Origin of the sequence: Pseudomonas inefficax (assembly GCF_900277125.1) — a bacterium.
GTDB classification, from domain to species: domain Bacteria; phylum Pseudomonadota; class Gammaproteobacteria; order Pseudomonadales; family Pseudomonadaceae; genus Aquipseudomonas; species Aquipseudomonas inefficax.
This window is the reverse complement of the sequence record NZ_OPYN01000098.1, coordinates 29,931-43,081: the sequence shown is the minus strand read 5'-3', so window position 1 is coordinate 43,081 and position 13,151 is coordinate 29,931. Positions and strand designations below refer to the sequence as shown.

General features: G+C 63.9%; 13 protein-coding genes. 6 read left to right on the top strand and 7 right to left on the bottom strand.

Features of this window, described 5'->3' with window-relative positions:
• Window positions 1–134 precede the first annotated feature (134 nt).
• Window positions 135–1,478 carry an aminodeoxychorismate synthase component I gene (gene pabB, locus JV551A3_RS12030; protein WP_133971015.1) on the top strand — a complete coding sequence of 448 codons (1,344 nt, stop codon included), beginning with the start codon at window positions 135–137 and terminating at the stop codon, window positions 1,476–1,478.
• 194 nt (window positions 1,479–1,672) lie between these two features.
• The gene (locus JV551A3_RS12025; protein WP_015269712.1) at window positions 1,673–2,407 is read left to right on the top strand and encodes a phosphoadenylyl-sulfate reductase; all 735 of its coding nucleotides are present in this window, start codon (window positions 1,673–1,675) and stop codon (window positions 2,405–2,407) included.
• Between the two features lie 136 nt (window positions 2,408–2,543).
• Here the strand turns inward: JV551A3_RS12025 and cysB are convergent, their stop codons facing one another.
• The 3 genes from cysB to JV551A3_RS12010 all read right to left on the bottom strand — a co-directional run bounded on the left by cysB (window position 2,544) and on the right by JV551A3_RS12010 (window position 5,216).
• On the bottom strand, window positions 2,544–3,518 hold the full coding sequence (gene cysB, locus JV551A3_RS12020; RefSeq protein WP_133971014.1) for an HTH-type transcriptional regulator CysB: 975 nt from the start codon (window positions 3,516–3,518) through the stop codon (window positions 2,544–2,546).
• Between the two features lie 128 nt (window positions 3,519–3,646).
• Window positions 3,647–4,144, bottom strand: a complete 498-nt coding sequence (locus tag JV551A3_RS12015) for a universal stress protein (protein WP_015269711.1) — start codon at window positions 4,142–4,144, stop codon at window positions 3,647–3,649.
• Window positions 4,145–4,268: 124 nt separating this feature from the next.
• Window positions 4,269–5,216: a putative 2-dehydropantoate 2-reductase gene (locus JV551A3_RS12010; protein WP_133971013.1), complete on the bottom strand. Its 948-nt coding sequence runs from the start codon at window positions 5,214–5,216 to the stop codon at window positions 4,269–4,271.
• Window positions 5,217–5,447: 231 nt separating this feature from the next.
• On the opposite strand from JV551A3_RS12010, the gene JV551A3_RS12005 reads away from it, so the two are divergent.
• Window positions 5,448–6,524: a 3-deoxy-7-phosphoheptulonate synthase gene (locus tag JV551A3_RS12005; RefSeq protein WP_013971901.1), complete on the top strand. Its 1,077-nt coding sequence runs from the start codon at window positions 5,448–5,450 to the stop codon at window positions 6,522–6,524.
• Window positions 6,525–6,655: 131 nt separating this feature from the next.
• Here the strand turns inward: JV551A3_RS12005 and JV551A3_RS12000 are convergent, their stop codons facing one another.
• Complete coding sequence (locus JV551A3_RS12000) at window positions 6,656–6,937, bottom strand: GNAT family N-acetyltransferase (protein WP_025338432.1); 282 nt, start codon at window positions 6,935–6,937, stop codon at window positions 6,656–6,658.
• A gap of 508 nt (window positions 6,938–7,445) precedes the next feature.
• Here JV551A3_RS12000 and oprI point away from each other — a divergent pair.
• Window positions 7,446–7,697 (top strand): outer membrane lipoprotei OprI, encoded by a 252-nt coding sequence (oprI, locus tag JV551A3_RS11995; RefSeq protein ID WP_003259780.1) that lies wholly within the window; start codon window positions 7,446–7,448, stop codon window positions 7,695–7,697.
• A 132-nt stretch (window positions 7,698–7,829) separates the two neighbouring features.
• Here oprI and JV551A3_RS11990 read toward each other — a convergent pair whose 3' ends face one another.
• From JV551A3_RS11990 to JV551A3_RS11980, 3 genes are all read right to left on the bottom strand, one after another.
• A complete protein-coding gene (locus JV551A3_RS11990) occupies window positions 7,830–8,807 on the bottom strand; it encodes a L,D-transpeptidase family protein (protein WP_114169811.1) in 978 nt (325 codons plus the stop codon).
• Between the two features lie 111 nt (window positions 8,808–8,918).
• Window positions 8,919–9,209, bottom strand: a complete 291-nt coding sequence (locus JV551A3_RS11985) for a hypothetical protein (RefSeq protein ID WP_133971012.1) — start codon at window positions 9,207–9,209, stop codon at window positions 8,919–8,921.
• Between the two features lie 58 nt (window positions 9,210–9,267).
• On the bottom strand, window positions 9,268–9,873 hold the full coding sequence (locus JV551A3_RS11980; protein ID WP_133971011.1) for an arylesterase: 606 nt from the start codon (window positions 9,871–9,873) through the stop codon (window positions 9,268–9,270).
• A gap of 10 nt (window positions 9,874–9,883) precedes the next feature.
• On the opposite strand from JV551A3_RS11980, the gene JV551A3_RS11975 reads away from it, so the two are divergent.
• Together JV551A3_RS11975 and JV551A3_RS11970 are read left to right on the top strand one after the other, a co-directional pair.
• Window positions 9,884–10,567, top strand: coding sequence for an ABC transporter ATP-binding protein (locus JV551A3_RS11975; protein ID WP_016714756.1), 684 nt, complete (start codon window positions 9,884–9,886; stop codon window positions 10,565–10,567).
• Window positions 10,567–13,074, top strand: a complete 2,508-nt coding sequence (locus tag JV551A3_RS11970) for an ABC transporter permease (RefSeq protein WP_133971010.1) — start codon at window positions 10,567–10,569, stop codon at window positions 13,072–13,074. The genes JV551A3_RS11975 and JV551A3_RS11970 overlap by 1 nt, the downstream gene beginning before the upstream one ends.
• The last annotated feature ends 77 nt before the right edge of the window (window positions 13,075–13,151 follow it).

Sequence of the window (13,151 nt, the reverse complement as noted above, 5' to 3'; positions counted from 1 at the left end):
GCCTTGTGCTGCGAACGAGCCGCGAGGCGGCCCCAAGGGCGAAACCCAGTGCTTGAATGTCGCCACAAAGCTAGGCGCATTTCCTGCACAGGTCTACAATCGCCCTCCTCGCTTTTACATCGCCGTCCACACTGATGCCGACCTGTACGCTCCACCCCCTGCCCTACCAGCCCGACCCTGCCGCCTATTTCGCTCGCCTGCGCCAGGCCCCCGGCGCGATCCTGCTGGACAGCGCCCGCCCCGGCGCCGAGCGCGGGCGCTTCGACCTGCTCAGCGCCTGGCCGCTGCAACACCTGCAGGCACAGCCCGACGAAGATGGCCGCACCTTCCTCCAGCGCCTGCGCGCCGGCCTGGCCCAACTAGGCCATGCCCAATTGCCCGCAGGCAGCGAACTGCCGTTTGCTGGCGGTCTGATCGGCTACCTGAGCTATGACTTCGGCCGCCGGCTTGAACACCTGCCCAGCCAGGCGGTGGACGACCTTGGCCTGCCAGATGCGCAACTGGGCCTGTATGCCTGGGCGCTGGTTACCGACCACCAGCGCGCGACCAGCCAACTGGTGCTCCACCCGAGCCTGCCGGGCAGCGAACGGGAACGCCTGATCGCCCTGTTCGAAGGTGTCGACAACGCGGAACACGGTAGCTTCCAGCTACTTGCGCCGATGGCCGGCGACCTTCAGCCCGAGCAGTACAAGGCCGCCTTTGACCGGGTGCAGCGCTACATTCAGGCCGGCGACTGCTACCAGATCAACCTTACCCAGCGCTTCCGCGCGCCCTGCCAGGGCGACCCGTGGCACGCTTACCAGGCCCTGCGCAAAGCCTGCCCCACCCCCTTCTCCGGCTACCAGCAACTGGCCGACGGCAGCGCCCTGCTGAGCTTTTCGCCCGAGCGCTTCATCCGCGTCAGCCAGCGCCAGGTGGAAACCCGGCCGATCAAGGGCACCCGCCCGCGCGCCAGCAACCCGGCCGAAGACATGCGCAATGCCGAGGAGCTGCTGCATAGCCCCAAGGATCGCTCGGAAAACCTGATGATTGTCGACCTGCTGCGCAACGACCTGGGGCGTACCTGCGAGATCGGCTCGGTAAAGGTGCCGGAGCTGTTCAGCCTGGAGAGCTACCCCAATGTGCACCACCTGGTCAGCAGCATCACCGGCCAGCTGGCCAGCGACAAGGATGCCCTTGACCTGATCGGCGACAGCTTCCCCGGCGGTTCGATCACCGGCGCGCCGAAGATCCGTGCCATGCAGATCATCGACGAACTGGAGCCGGCGCGCCGGGCGCTGTACTGCGGCTCACTGCTCTACGTGGATGTGCGCGGCGAGATGGACAGTTCGATTGCCATTCGCAGCCTGCTGGTCAAGGGTGGGCAGGTCAGCTGCTGGGGCGGCGGCGCGGTGGTGGCCGACTCCGAGTGGCAGGCCGAATATGAAGAGTCGATTGCCAAGGTGCGGGTGTTGATGGAGACCTTGCAAGGCTTGTGATCGGTGGCGGATTCTTCGCGGGTAAACCCGCTCCCACAGGTTCTGTGCATATCTGAAGGGCTGCATCATACCTGTGGGAGCGGGTTTACCCGCGAAGCAGGCGCCGCCGATATCGGCCCGTCTACCCCGCCATTTTTTGTTACCATCACCTCACTACGAGCGCACAGCGCCACAGCCAAGATGGAAACCGCCTGATGAGCCAACCCTTCGACGTCGCCGCCCTGGCCGCGACCTATGCCAACAAGTCCCCGCAGGATATCCTCAAGCTTGCCTTCGAGCACTTCGGTGATGACCTGTGGATCTCCTTCAGCGGCGCCGAGGACGTGGTGCTGGTGGACATGGCCTGGAAGCTGAACAAGCAGGTCAAGGTGTTCAGCCTCGACACCGGCCGCCTGCACCCGGAGACCTACCGGTTCATCGACCAGGTCCGCGAGCAGTACAACCTGCCGATCGAAATTCTCAGCCCCGACCGCGCCAAGCTTGACCCGTTCGTCAAGGAAAAGGGCCTGTTCAGCTTCTACAAGGACGGCCATGGCGAGTGCTGCGGCATCCGCAAGATCGAGCCGCTGCGTCGCAAGCTTGCCACCGTCAGCGCCTGGGCCACCGGTCAGCGCCGCGACCAGAGCCCGGGCACTCGTAGCCAGGTGGCGGCAGTGGAAATCGACAGCGCCTTCTCTACCCCCGAGCGCACCCTGTACAAGTTCAACCCGTTGGCGCAGATGACCAGCGAGGAAGTGTGGGGCTATATCCGTATGCTGGAACTGCCGTACAACAGCCTGCACGAGCGCGGCTTCATCAGCATTGGCTGCGAGCCCTGCACCCGGCCGGTGTTGCCAAACCAGCATGAACGTGAAGGGCGTTGGTGGTGGGAAGAGTCGACGCAGAAGGAATGCGGGCTGCACGCTGGCAACCTGATCAGCAAGGCTTGAGATAGCCGGGGCTGTTTCACAGCCCATCGCCGGCAAGCCAGCTCCCACAGGAGTGTCACAAGCCCACAGGCAACGCTAACCCTGTGGGAGCCGGCTTGCCGGCGATGGGCCGCGAAGCAGCCCCAGTATTCCAGGATCAGTGCACCGGCAGTTCGACACCTTCGAACAGCTCTTCCAGCTCTTGCTTGTTATGGCACTGAATGGCCTTGGCCATCACTTCACGGGTCAAGTGCGGGGCGAACCTCTCGATGAAGTCGCACATGAAGCCGCGCAGGAAGGTGCCACGGCGGAAGCCGATCTTGGTGATGCTGGCTTCGAACAGCTCGCTGGCATCCAGTGCTACCAGGTCGCTGTCGAGTTTGGCGTCCACGGCCATGCCGGCGACGATACCCACGCCCAACCCCAGGCGCACATAAGTCTTGATGACGTCGGCGTCTGCCGCAGTGAATACCACTTTTGGCGTGAGGCCACGGTGGTTGAACGCCTCGTCCAGCTTCGAGCGCCCGGTGAACCCGAATACATAGGTGACGATCGGGTATTCGGCGACTGCTTCCAGGGTCAGCTTCGGCAGCTTGGCCAGCGGGTGACCTTGCGGCACCACCACGCAACGGTTCCACTTGTAGCACGGCATCATGATCAGATCGCCGAACAGCTCCAGCGCCTCGGTGGCGATGGCGAAGTCGACGGTACCGTCCGCGGCCATTTCGGCAATCTGCATGGGCGAACCCTGGTGCATGTGCAAAGACACTTCAGGGTACTGCTTGATGAAGTTGCTGATCACCGGCGGCAAGGCGTAACGCGCCTGGGTGTGGGTGGTGGCGATGGACAGCGTGCCCTTCTTCTCGTTGGAAAACTCCTGGGCAATCTGCTTGATGCTTTCGACCTTGCGCAGGATTTCGCCGGCGGTATTGATGATGCGCTCACCGGCCGGGGTAACGCGGGTCAGGTGCTTGCCGCTGCGGGCAAAGACTTCAACACCCAGCTCATCCTCGAGCAGGCGGATCTGCTTGCTGATACCTGGCTGGGAGGTATACAGGCTCTGCGCCGTCGCGGAGACGTTGAGGTCATGGTGCGCCACTTCCCAGATGTAGCGCAGTTGTTGAAGCTTCATAGGTTCCCCTCGGTTCAGCGATGAGTCCGCGGCAGCAGGCAGCGACGATATATAACTATATTAGTGGTTCTGGAAATAAATCTAGAACTATTTTGTTACATGCCGCGCGAAATGGCCTACAGCCATCTTCATGCTTTCCTACGCCCCAAATGCTGTGCCAGCGGCACCATGTACACCGGTACCGGCGACAGCTGCAGCAGCCTTACCGCCGTGCGCCCCAATGGCACATCCACGCCGGCGCCAGCACTGTGGCTGCCGAAAATCAGCAGGTCGACGCTCAGCCGCTGCGCCTGGTCGAGGATCACCTGCGCCGGGTCACCCTGGCGCACCCGCACTGCCTTGATCACCGCCAGGTCGGCCTCCTCGCCCAGTTCGTCGCGAAAGTTTTCCAGCACACGCTGCTCGATATTGGCCATCACCGTGTTCACCCCCTGGCTGTGCAACTGATCGAGCGTCTGTTCATCGAGGTAGCTTTGCAGCAGAGATTCAGCGAACTGGCCCATGGGCTCTACCGCGTGGATCACATACAACTCGGCGCCGAAAGTGCGCGCCAGCGCCAGCGCGTGTTGCATGACAAAAGGGGCGTAGACACCGAGGTCGGTGGCGTACAGCATGGAGTGGATCATTCGACCTCCTCGACTGCCGCTGCGGCAGGGCAAGCTTCAGCTTAGCAGCGCGCCGGACGCACGCTTTGCCGTCCGGCGCGCTGCCGACGCGGGCTAGAGAGCCCCGGCAGGACCAAAGCCACGCTCAGCGAGGCTGTGCACCTCGGTCGATGAAAGCCAGCGCCTGGTACAGCATCTCCATGCGCGGCAAGCGGCAGCCTGCCGCGCGCGCCTGTGCCAACGGCTCGGCATAGATAGCCTGCAGTTCCAGCGGGCGCTTGTGGACATGGTCGTGGTACATGCTGGGCCAGTAGTCGGGCATGCGCTCGGTCACCTGGAACAGGTGCTCGGCATACCCCTCGGGTAACACATGGCCACACGCGGCCGCACCCTGCACCACCTCGGCCATCAAGGCCTGGATCAGGGCGCGAGCATGGCTGTCGGCCATCAGCGGCGTGGTGCTGGCACCGAGCAGCACCGACAGGCCGTTATAGGGCACGTTCCACACCAGCTTCTGCCAGCGTGCCTGGGCCAGGTCGGGCATGGCCTGCGAGTCGATACCTGCGGCCCGGAACAGCCCCACGCCTTCATTGACCAACGCGGCACCGCCATCGCTGGCCGGCCCGCTGTGGTAGCCGAGGTTGACCGCCCCCAGGGCCTGGTGGCGGACCACGCCGGGCGCCTGGCGGTTGACGCAGATGAAACACAGGCCGCCCAGCAGGTGCATATCGCTGCGCAAGGCCGGGCGCAACTGCTCCTCCACGCCCAGGCCGTTCTGCAGCAGCACCACCTTGGCACCCGGTGCGGCCGCCTGCACGATCAGCGGCGCCAACTGGTCATTGCTGGTGGCCTTGGCTCCCACCAGCAGCCAGTCGCAGGGCGGCATGTCGGCGGCACTGGCATAGGCCTGCACCTTTATCTGCAAGTTGCCATGCACGGCACTTTCCACGGTAACCCCCTGCTCGCGGACAACCTCGTACTCGCTGCGCAACAGAAAATGCACATCGAAGCCGGCTCGGGCCAGCATCAACCCATAGAAGCCGCCGATGGCGCCACTGCCGATGATGCCGATACGTGGTGTGTGCGGATGCATGCCGATCTCCAGGTATAAAGTCAGCCCTCTTTTTACACAGGTTGCGCAGCGCTGGGCAGCCCATGCATGGCAAACACCTGCCATCTCGGAAAAACCCCACACGGACTGGGCCCAGCCCATTGTCGCGCCACCTGTAACGCGCTAAGGTTCGGCTCCCCGCTGCGATTATTCTTGCTGCTGGGCCGCACGGGGATAGTTGGCGGCCGGCACCGTGACCTGACGAGTAACACGATGGCTGATTTACCGATCGATGACTTGAACGTTGCCTCCAACGAGACCCTGATCACCCCCGATCAGCTCAAGAAGGAAATCCCCCTCAGCGCCAAGGCCCTGCAGACCGTGACTGCCGGCCGTGAAGTGGTGCGCAATATTCTCGACGGCAAGGACCATCGCCTGTTCGTCGTGGTCGGCCCTTGCTCGATCCACGACATCAAGGCCGCCCACGAGTACGCCGAGCGCCTGAAGGTGCTGGCCGAGGAAGTGTCCGACACGCTGTACCTGGTCATGCGCGTGTATTTCGAAAAGCCGCGCACCACCGTCGGCTGGAAAGGCCTGATCAACGACCCGTACCTGGATGACTCGTTCAAGATCCAGGATGGCCTGCACATCGGCCGCAAGCTGCTGCTGGACCTGGCCGAAATGGGCCTGCCAACCGCCACCGAAGCGCTCGATCCGATTTCCCCGCAGTACCTGCAGGACCTGATCAGCTGGTCGGCCATCGGCGCCCGCACCACCGAATCGCAGACCCACCGCGAAATGGCTTCGGGCCTGTCCTCGGCGGTCGGCTTCAAGAACGGCACCGACGGCGGCCTGACCGTCGCCATCAACGCCCTGCAGTCGGTTTCCAAGCCGCACCGCTTCCTCGGCATCAACCAGGAAGGCGGTGTCTCGATCGTCACCACCAAGGGCAACCCGTACGGCCACGTGGTGCTGCGCGGTGGCAACGGCAAGCCGAACTACGACTCGGTCAGCGTCGCCCTTTGCGAGCAGGACCTGGCCAAGGCCAAGATTAAGGCCAACATCATGGTCGACTGCAGCCACGCCAACTCCAACAAGGACCCGGCCCTGCAACCGCTGGTGATGGAGAACGTCGCCAACCAGATCCTCGAAGGCAACCAGTCGATCATCGGCCTGATGGTCGAGAGCCACCTGAACTGGGGCTGCCAATCGATTCCGAAGAACCTGGACGAGCTGCAGTACGGCGTGTCGATCACCGATGCCTGCATCGACTGGTCGGCTACCGAGAAGACCCTGCGCAGCATGCGGGCCAAGCTGAAGGATGTGCTGCCGCAGCGTAAGCGCGGCTGATGCGATAAAGAGCGGGGCCGCTTCGCGCCCCATCGCGACACAAGGCCGCTCCTACAGGGTTATGCGATTTCCTGTAGGAGCGGCCTTGTGTCGCGATGGGGCGCGAAGCGGCCCCGCTTTTTTTTACAGAATCAGACCTTGCTCGAATGCCGCTGCTGGCGCTCCATGTAGCGCTCCACGTACGAGCAGGACGGAATCACCGTGTAGCCCATCTGTTCAGCATACTCCAGGGCCCGTTCGGTCAGGGCGGCAGCAATCCCGCGGCCGCGCAGGGCGTTGGGTACGAAGGTGCGATAGATGTCCAGCGTCTGCTTGCCCAGGTCCATGTACGTCAGATAGGCACGATGTCCGTCCACATTGGTCTCGAACTGATGACCGGCCTGGTCATGGTGGATGGTCAGCGCTTCGCTCATCACTACTCCTCGCAGGTCTTCTCGGCAGACCCATACCTTAACCGATGGTGGTTTATCCGGCACAGAATCCTCTACGCCACCTGTTGCCCCTTCGACCACTGGACGATTGCAATCGTTCGGATCCCCTGGCACTCACAAGATAGTAGGCGCCGCAGGCGGGATTGCTCAAGGTGGTGGCGGTTAAAAATGGCGAAAATGCAGCCAAGTGCCATTCTTGCCTGCCTGCCCGGCAGCCACCGGATGTACTAGGGCTTAAGACGCTGAAGGACAGTTAAAGTCACCCTTAGTTCAACAAAAAAGTTCCTGTACTACAGTCGCTTGCGAACCCTGGACGTTTTTTTCACAAGCGTGTCGCAAATCTTGTCGGAAGGGCGTCAAGCAACATTTTTTTTGCAGTTCTTGCGCTTAGTCAGTTTACTTACTACAAGTAATGGGTACTATGTACGCCGGCCAGTTTCTCTTTTCCGAGAGATGGCTATTTAATAGAAAGTCCTTGAAGGGGAACACGATGAACAACGTTCTGAAATTCTCTGCTCTGGCTCTGGCCGCAGTTCTGGCTACCGGTTGCAGCAGCGTATCCAAAGAAACCGAAGCTCGTCTGACTGCGACTGAAGACGCAGCAGCTCGCGCTCAAGCTCGTGCAGACGAAGCCTACCGTAAGGCTGACGACGCACTGGCAGCCGCTCAGAAGGCTCAGCAGACCGCTGACGAAGCCAACGAGCGCGCTCTGCGTATGCTGGACAAAGCCAGCCGCAAGTAATAATCCTCACGGATTGTTATGGAGCCGACCCACTTGTGGGTCGGCTTTTTTATTGCCCGCGCACAAGGCAAACGCGCCAGGCAGAAACGAAAAGGCCTGCACTAAGGCAGGCCCGGGTGTGTCGCAATTACCTTACTGCAGTTCGGGCGGAATGCTCGAAACCATCGGTGCGCCACCCTGGTTTTCAGTCGGCACGGCAATTTCCACCGGCATGCCATCTTCCGCGGCCACCACGTCACGCACCATGTCCCAGTTCATGCGCAGGTTATTGGCCAGATCCTCACGCTTGAGCAAGGCGTTGATAACAGCAGTGTGTTTATCGACCACCGACGGATTACCCTGGTCGTCCAGCGGCGTGTGCGCCTCCAGATAGACCTTGCCGCCACTGATACCGAACTTGTAGGGCTCGTTGATGATGCGCACCGGCGTACCCACCGGGACCATCTTCGACAACTCCAGCACGTTGTTGTTGAGCATGCGGAAGCAACCGTGGCTGGTACGCATGCCAATGCCGAACTTCTTGTTCGAACCATGGATCAGGTAGCCCGGCACGCCGAGGGTGAACTTGAACGGCCCCAGCGGGTTGTCCGGGCCGGCCGGCACCACGCTCGGCAGGATGTCGCCGTCAGCCGCGTGCTCGGCACGGATCGACGCTGGCGGGGTCCAGGTCGGGTTCGGCGTCTTGGCGGTGATCTTGGTATTGGCGATCGGCGACCCCCAACCTTCACGGCCGATCCCCAGCGGGAAGGTATGCACCACGTTCTGCCCTTTCGGGAAGTAGTACAGGCGGTACTCGGCCAGGTTGATGACGATGCCCTCACGCGGGCCAGGCGGCAGGATGTAGCGGGTCGGCAGAATGATCTCGGTGCCGGCACCTGGCAGCCATGGGTCCACCCCCGGGTTGGCGGCGATCATTTCCAGGTAGCCGAGGTCGTTGGCAGTGCCGATATCGGCGAACGTGTCCTCGTACTTTGCCTTGATCACCTGCACCTGGCCGATGATGTCTTCACCGGGTGGTGGCAGTGGCAGCTCCAGCGCAGCAGCGGGGCCTGCTACCAGCAGGGCGGCCAGGGACAGGCTACGGGTGACGGCAGGAAAGCGCGGCAACATCCGGTAAATCCTTCGAAAGGTGGGTCAAGAGGATCGATTGTACACCCGCGCCGATGCAAGCGGGAGGCATTGGCGCCATGCAAGCGTTTCAGATGATGAAAGGTGCGGTGTTCAGCTACCCTGCAGCTCCGGCCACACCGGGCGCATGCCGCGCCGCTGGGCATCGAGGATGGCGCGGCACAGGTCGCACAGGCGGCCGTCGCGGTAGATCGAGCGCGGCACCCCCGACCACCGCGGTTGCGCCGGCAGCAGGCCACCGCACAGCGTGCGATCGGCCGGTACGCCCAGCTCGAGCTGACGGGCCACGAGGTGAACGCGGATTTCCTGGCAGGCAAACAGGTCGAGCTGCTCATCAGGCTCGATCAGTTGGTAGGCATACAGGGACCAGGCAGGGCGCGGCATCGGTGGCACTCGAAACGGGGGGCGCAACATTAGCCGAAAGCCGGCGCCGTTTAAAGCGTCACAGCAAGGGTTTTATCGCCGGCCAGGCATTTTCCAGCAGGCGCTGCTGGGCGGCCTGTGCCGGGTGAATGCCATCCGCCTGCATCAACTCAGGCACGCCCCCTACCCCCTCGAGAAAAAAAGGCACCAGCGGAACCTGTTTTTCTGTCGCCAGCTGTTCATACACCTGGGCGAAGGCGGTGGTGTAGCGCACGCCATAATTGGGTGGCAGGCGCATGCCAAGCAGTACTACCTTGGCACCGGCCTTTTGCGAACTCTCGATCATCGAGGCAAGATTTTGTTGCAATTGCGCTGGCGGCTGCCCGCGCAGGCCATCGTTGCCACCAAGCTCCAGCACCACCAGGCTCGGCTTGTGTGCTGCAAGCAGCGCCGGCAGCCGCGCCTGGCCACCTGCACTGGTGTCGCCGCTGATCGATGCATTGACCACTCTGTCGTCGAAACCTTCATCCTTCAGGCGGGCCTGCAACAGGGAAACCCAGCCCTGGCGGGTATCCAGGCCAAAACCGGCGCTGATACTATCGCCGACAACCAGCAGTGTTCCCGCCGCCGCGCTCTGGGCCAGGCAATACAAGGCCAGACCGGCACTCAACCACCACACTCGCATCGGATTCTCCATGGGCCCCAGCATTCTCGTTGCGCAGAACCTTAGCAAAGTGGTCCCCAGCGCGGAAGGTGACCTGACTATCTTGCACGCGCTGTCGCTCGACTTGGCTCAAGGCGACAGCCTGGCCATCGTCGGCGCCTCGGGCTCGGGCAAGTCGACCCTGCTCGGCCTGCTTGCCGGCCTCGACCAGCCCAGTGCCGGCAAGGTCATCCTCGCTGGCCACGACCTGGGGCCGCTGGATGAAGACCAACGCGCGCGGGTGCGCGCCGAACATGTGGGCTTCGTGTTCCAGTCGTTCCAGCTGCTCGACAGCCTCAACGCCCTGGAAAACGTCATGCTGCCGCTGGAGCTGGACGGCCGCCGCGATGCCCGCGAACACGCACGCACCCTGCTCGAACGGGTCGGCCTGGGCAAGCGTCTGAGCCACACCCCGCGCCAGCTTTCGGGCGGCGAACAGCAACGGGTAGCCATCGCCCGCGCCTTCGCCGCGCAACCGGCAGTGCTGTTCGCCGACGAACCCACCGGCAACCTCGACAGCCACACCGGCGAGCGCATCAGCGACCTGCTGTTCGAACTGAACAAGGAGCGCGGCACCACCCTGGTGCTGGTTACCCATGACGAACGCCTGGCCCGGCGCTGCCGTCGCCAGATCCGCCTGGATGCGGGCCGCCTGGTGGCCCCGGTGGAGGCCTGATGAACCACATGCCGCTGTCCCGCCTGTGCGGCCTGGCCCTGCGCCAGCTGCTGCGCGACATTCGCGCCAGCGAGGTGCGCGTGCTGTTCTTCGCCCTGGTGGTGGCGGTGGCGGCGAGTACTGCCATCGGCTATTTCGGTGCCCGTCTCAACGGTGCCATGCAACTGCGCGCCAGCGAGTTCCTCGGTGCCGACCTGGTGCTGCAGGGCAGCGCCCCGGCCCGCGACCAGCAGATCGAGGCTGGCAAGGCGCTAGGCCTGCGCCACGCCCAGGTGGTCGAGTTCACCAGCGTGGTCGGCGGCGACAACGGCATCCAGCTGTCCAGCGTCAAGGCTGCCGATGGTGCCTACCCGTTGCGCGGGCAAGTGCGCAGCGCCGCGGCGCCGTATGCCGCAGAAACCCCGGGAGGCGGCCCGGCACCTGGGGAAGCATGGGTTGAACCACGCCTGCTGGCGGCGCTGGGGCTGAAGGTTGGCGACAGCATCGATGTGGGCATGAAGACGCTGCGAATGAGCCGCGTGCTGACCTACGAACCGGACCGCGCCAACAATTTCTACAGCCTTACCCCACGGGTAATGATGAACCTGGCCGACCTGCAAGCCACCGGCGTGATCCAGCCGGGCAGCCGGGTCACCTACCGCGACCTGTGGCGCGGCGATGCCGAAGCATTGGCCCGGTACCGCGAGGCACTGAAAAAGGACCTGGCCGCCAACCAGCGCCTGCGCGACACCCGCGACGGCAACCAGCAGGTCGGCGGCGCACTGGGCAAGGCCGAGCGCTACCTGAACATGGCCAGCCTGGTGGCAGTGCTGCTGGCAGGCGTCGCCGTGGCGCTGTCGGCCAGCCGCTATGCCGCACGCCGCCTGGACGCCAGCGCCCTGCTGCGCTGCCTCGGCCTTTCGCGCCGCCAGGCACTGGGCCTGTACTGCCTGCAATTGGCCATGCTTGGCCTGGTCGCCGCGCTGGCCGGCGCCCTGCTCGGCTGGCTGGCCCAACTGGGCCTGTTCCGCCTGCTGCATGGCCTGCTGCCAAGCGTAGTGCCTGCAGGCGGCATCGTCCCGGCCATGGCCGGTATCGCTACCGGGCTGGTGGCCCTGGCTGGTTTCGCCCTGCCGCCAATCGCCGCGCTGGGCCAGGTGCCACCGCTGCGCGTGCTACGCCGCGACCTGCTGCCGATACCGCCCAGCAGCTGGCTGGTGTACGGCGCGGCCCTGTTTGCCCTGGGCTTGATCATGTGGCGCCTGAGCCTCGACCTGCTGCTCACCTTCGCCCTGCTCGGTGGCGGCCTGGTCGCCGCGCTGCTGCTCGGTGGCCTGCTGCTGCTCGGTTTGCGCAGCCTGCGCCAATTGCTGGCTGGGGCCCCTCTGACCTGGCGCCTGGGGCTGGGCCAACTGCTGCGCCACCCAATGGCCGCTGCGGGCCAGGCTCTGGCCTTTGGCCTGATCCTGCTGGCCATGGCCCTGGTCGCGCTGCTGCGCGCGGAACTGCTCGACACCTGGCAAGCGCAGTTGCCCAAGGATGCACCCAACCATTTCGCCCTGAACATCCTGCCGGATGATCGTGAGCCCTTCGCCCAACACCTGCAGCAGGTCAACGCCACCTCGGCGCCGCTGTACCCGGTGACACCTGGCCGCCTGGTGCGTATCAACGAGCAACCGGTGCAGCAGGTGGTCAGCAAGGACTCGGCAGGCGAGCGCGCCGTGCAGCGCGACCTCAGCCTGACCTGGGCGGCCGAACTGCCCGAAGGCAACACACTGGCGAGCGGCAATTGGTGGCAGGCGTTGCCAGCCGAAGATGAAACCCCCGGTGTGTCGGTAGAGGCGGAACTGGCCAGCAGCCTGAAACTGCAACTGGGCGACCTGCTGACCTTCGACATCGGCGGCCAGCAGCGCCAGGCCCGGGTCAGCAGCCTGCGCAGCGTGCACTGGGACAGCTTCCAGCCGAACTTCTACATGATCTTCCAACCCGGCACGCTGCAGGGATTGCCGACCACCTACCTGACCAGCTTCTATCTGGCTCCGGGCCATGACCTGGATGTGGTGGCGCTGTCACGCGCATTCCCGGCGGTGACCATCCTGCAGGTGGACGCCTTGCTCGATCAGCTGCGCAGCATCCTCGCCCAGGTGACCCTGGCGGTGGAGTATGTGTTGCTGTTCGTGCTGGCAGCCGGGCTGGCGGTGTTGTTCGCTGGTTTGCAGGCGACGCTGGACGAGCGCATTCGCCAGGGTGCCTTGCTACGTGCGTTGGGCGCGGCGCGGCCATTGCTGGTCAAGGCACGGCGGATCGAGTTCGGCTTGCTGGGGGCGGCCAGCGGCTTGCTGGCAGCGGTCGGGTGCGAACTGATTACCCTGGTGCTGTACCGCTATGCCTTCGACCTGCAATGGAGCCCGCATGTGTGGTTGCTGGTGTTGCCGCTGGCAGGGGCGCTATTGGTGGGTGGTGCGGGGGTGCTGGGAACGCGGCGGGCGTTGAATGCCAGCCCGTTGGCGGTTTTGCGCGAGAGTTGATGGCTTCCTGTGCCGGCCTCTTCGCGGGTAAACCCGCTCCCACAGGTTCGCCACAATACTTGAAACCTGTGTCGGAC

Coding starts and splice junctions, on each gene's coding strand:
- pabB (WP_133971015.1), top strand. CDS start 135: ATGCCGACCTGTACGCTCCACCCCCTGCCCTACCAGCCCGACCCTGCC.
- JV551A3_RS12025 (WP_015269712.1), top strand. CDS start 1,673: ATGAGCCAACCCTTCGACGTCGCCGCCCTGGCCGCGACCTATGCCAAC.
- cysB (WP_133971014.1), bottom strand. CDS start 3,518: ATGAAGCTTCAACAACTGCGCTACATCTGGGAAGTGGCGCACCATGAC.
- JV551A3_RS12015 (WP_015269711.1), bottom strand. CDS start 4,144: ATGATCCACTCCATGCTGTACGCCACCGACCTCGGTGTCTACGCCCCT.
- JV551A3_RS12010 (WP_133971013.1), bottom strand. CDS start 5,216: ATGCATCCGCACACACCACGTATCGGCATCATCGGCAGTGGCGCCATC.
- JV551A3_RS12005 (WP_013971901.1), top strand. CDS start 5,448: ATGGCTGATTTACCGATCGATGACTTGAACGTTGCCTCCAACGAGACC.
- JV551A3_RS12000 (WP_025338432.1), bottom strand. CDS start 6,937: ATGAGCGAAGCGCTGACCATCCACCATGACCAGGCCGGTCATCAGTTC.
- oprI (WP_003259780.1), top strand. CDS start 7,446: ATGAACAACGTTCTGAAATTCTCTGCTCTGGCTCTGGCCGCAGTTCTG.
- JV551A3_RS11990 (WP_114169811.1), bottom strand. CDS start 8,807: ATGTTGCCGCGCTTTCCTGCCGTCACCCGTAGCCTGTCCCTGGCCGCC.
- JV551A3_RS11985 (WP_133971012.1), bottom strand. CDS start 9,209: ATGCCGCGCCCTGCCTGGTCCCTGTATGCCTACCAACTGATCGAGCCT.
- JV551A3_RS11980 (WP_133971011.1), bottom strand. CDS start 9,873: ATGCGAGTGTGGTGGTTGAGTGCCGGTCTGGCCTTGTATTGCCTGGCC.
- JV551A3_RS11975 (WP_016714756.1), top strand. CDS start 9,884: ATGGGCCCCAGCATTCTCGTTGCGCAGAACCTTAGCAAAGTGGTCCCC.
- JV551A3_RS11970 (WP_133971010.1), top strand. CDS start 10,567: ATGAACCACATGCCGCTGTCCCGCCTGTGCGGCCTGGCCCTGCGCCAG.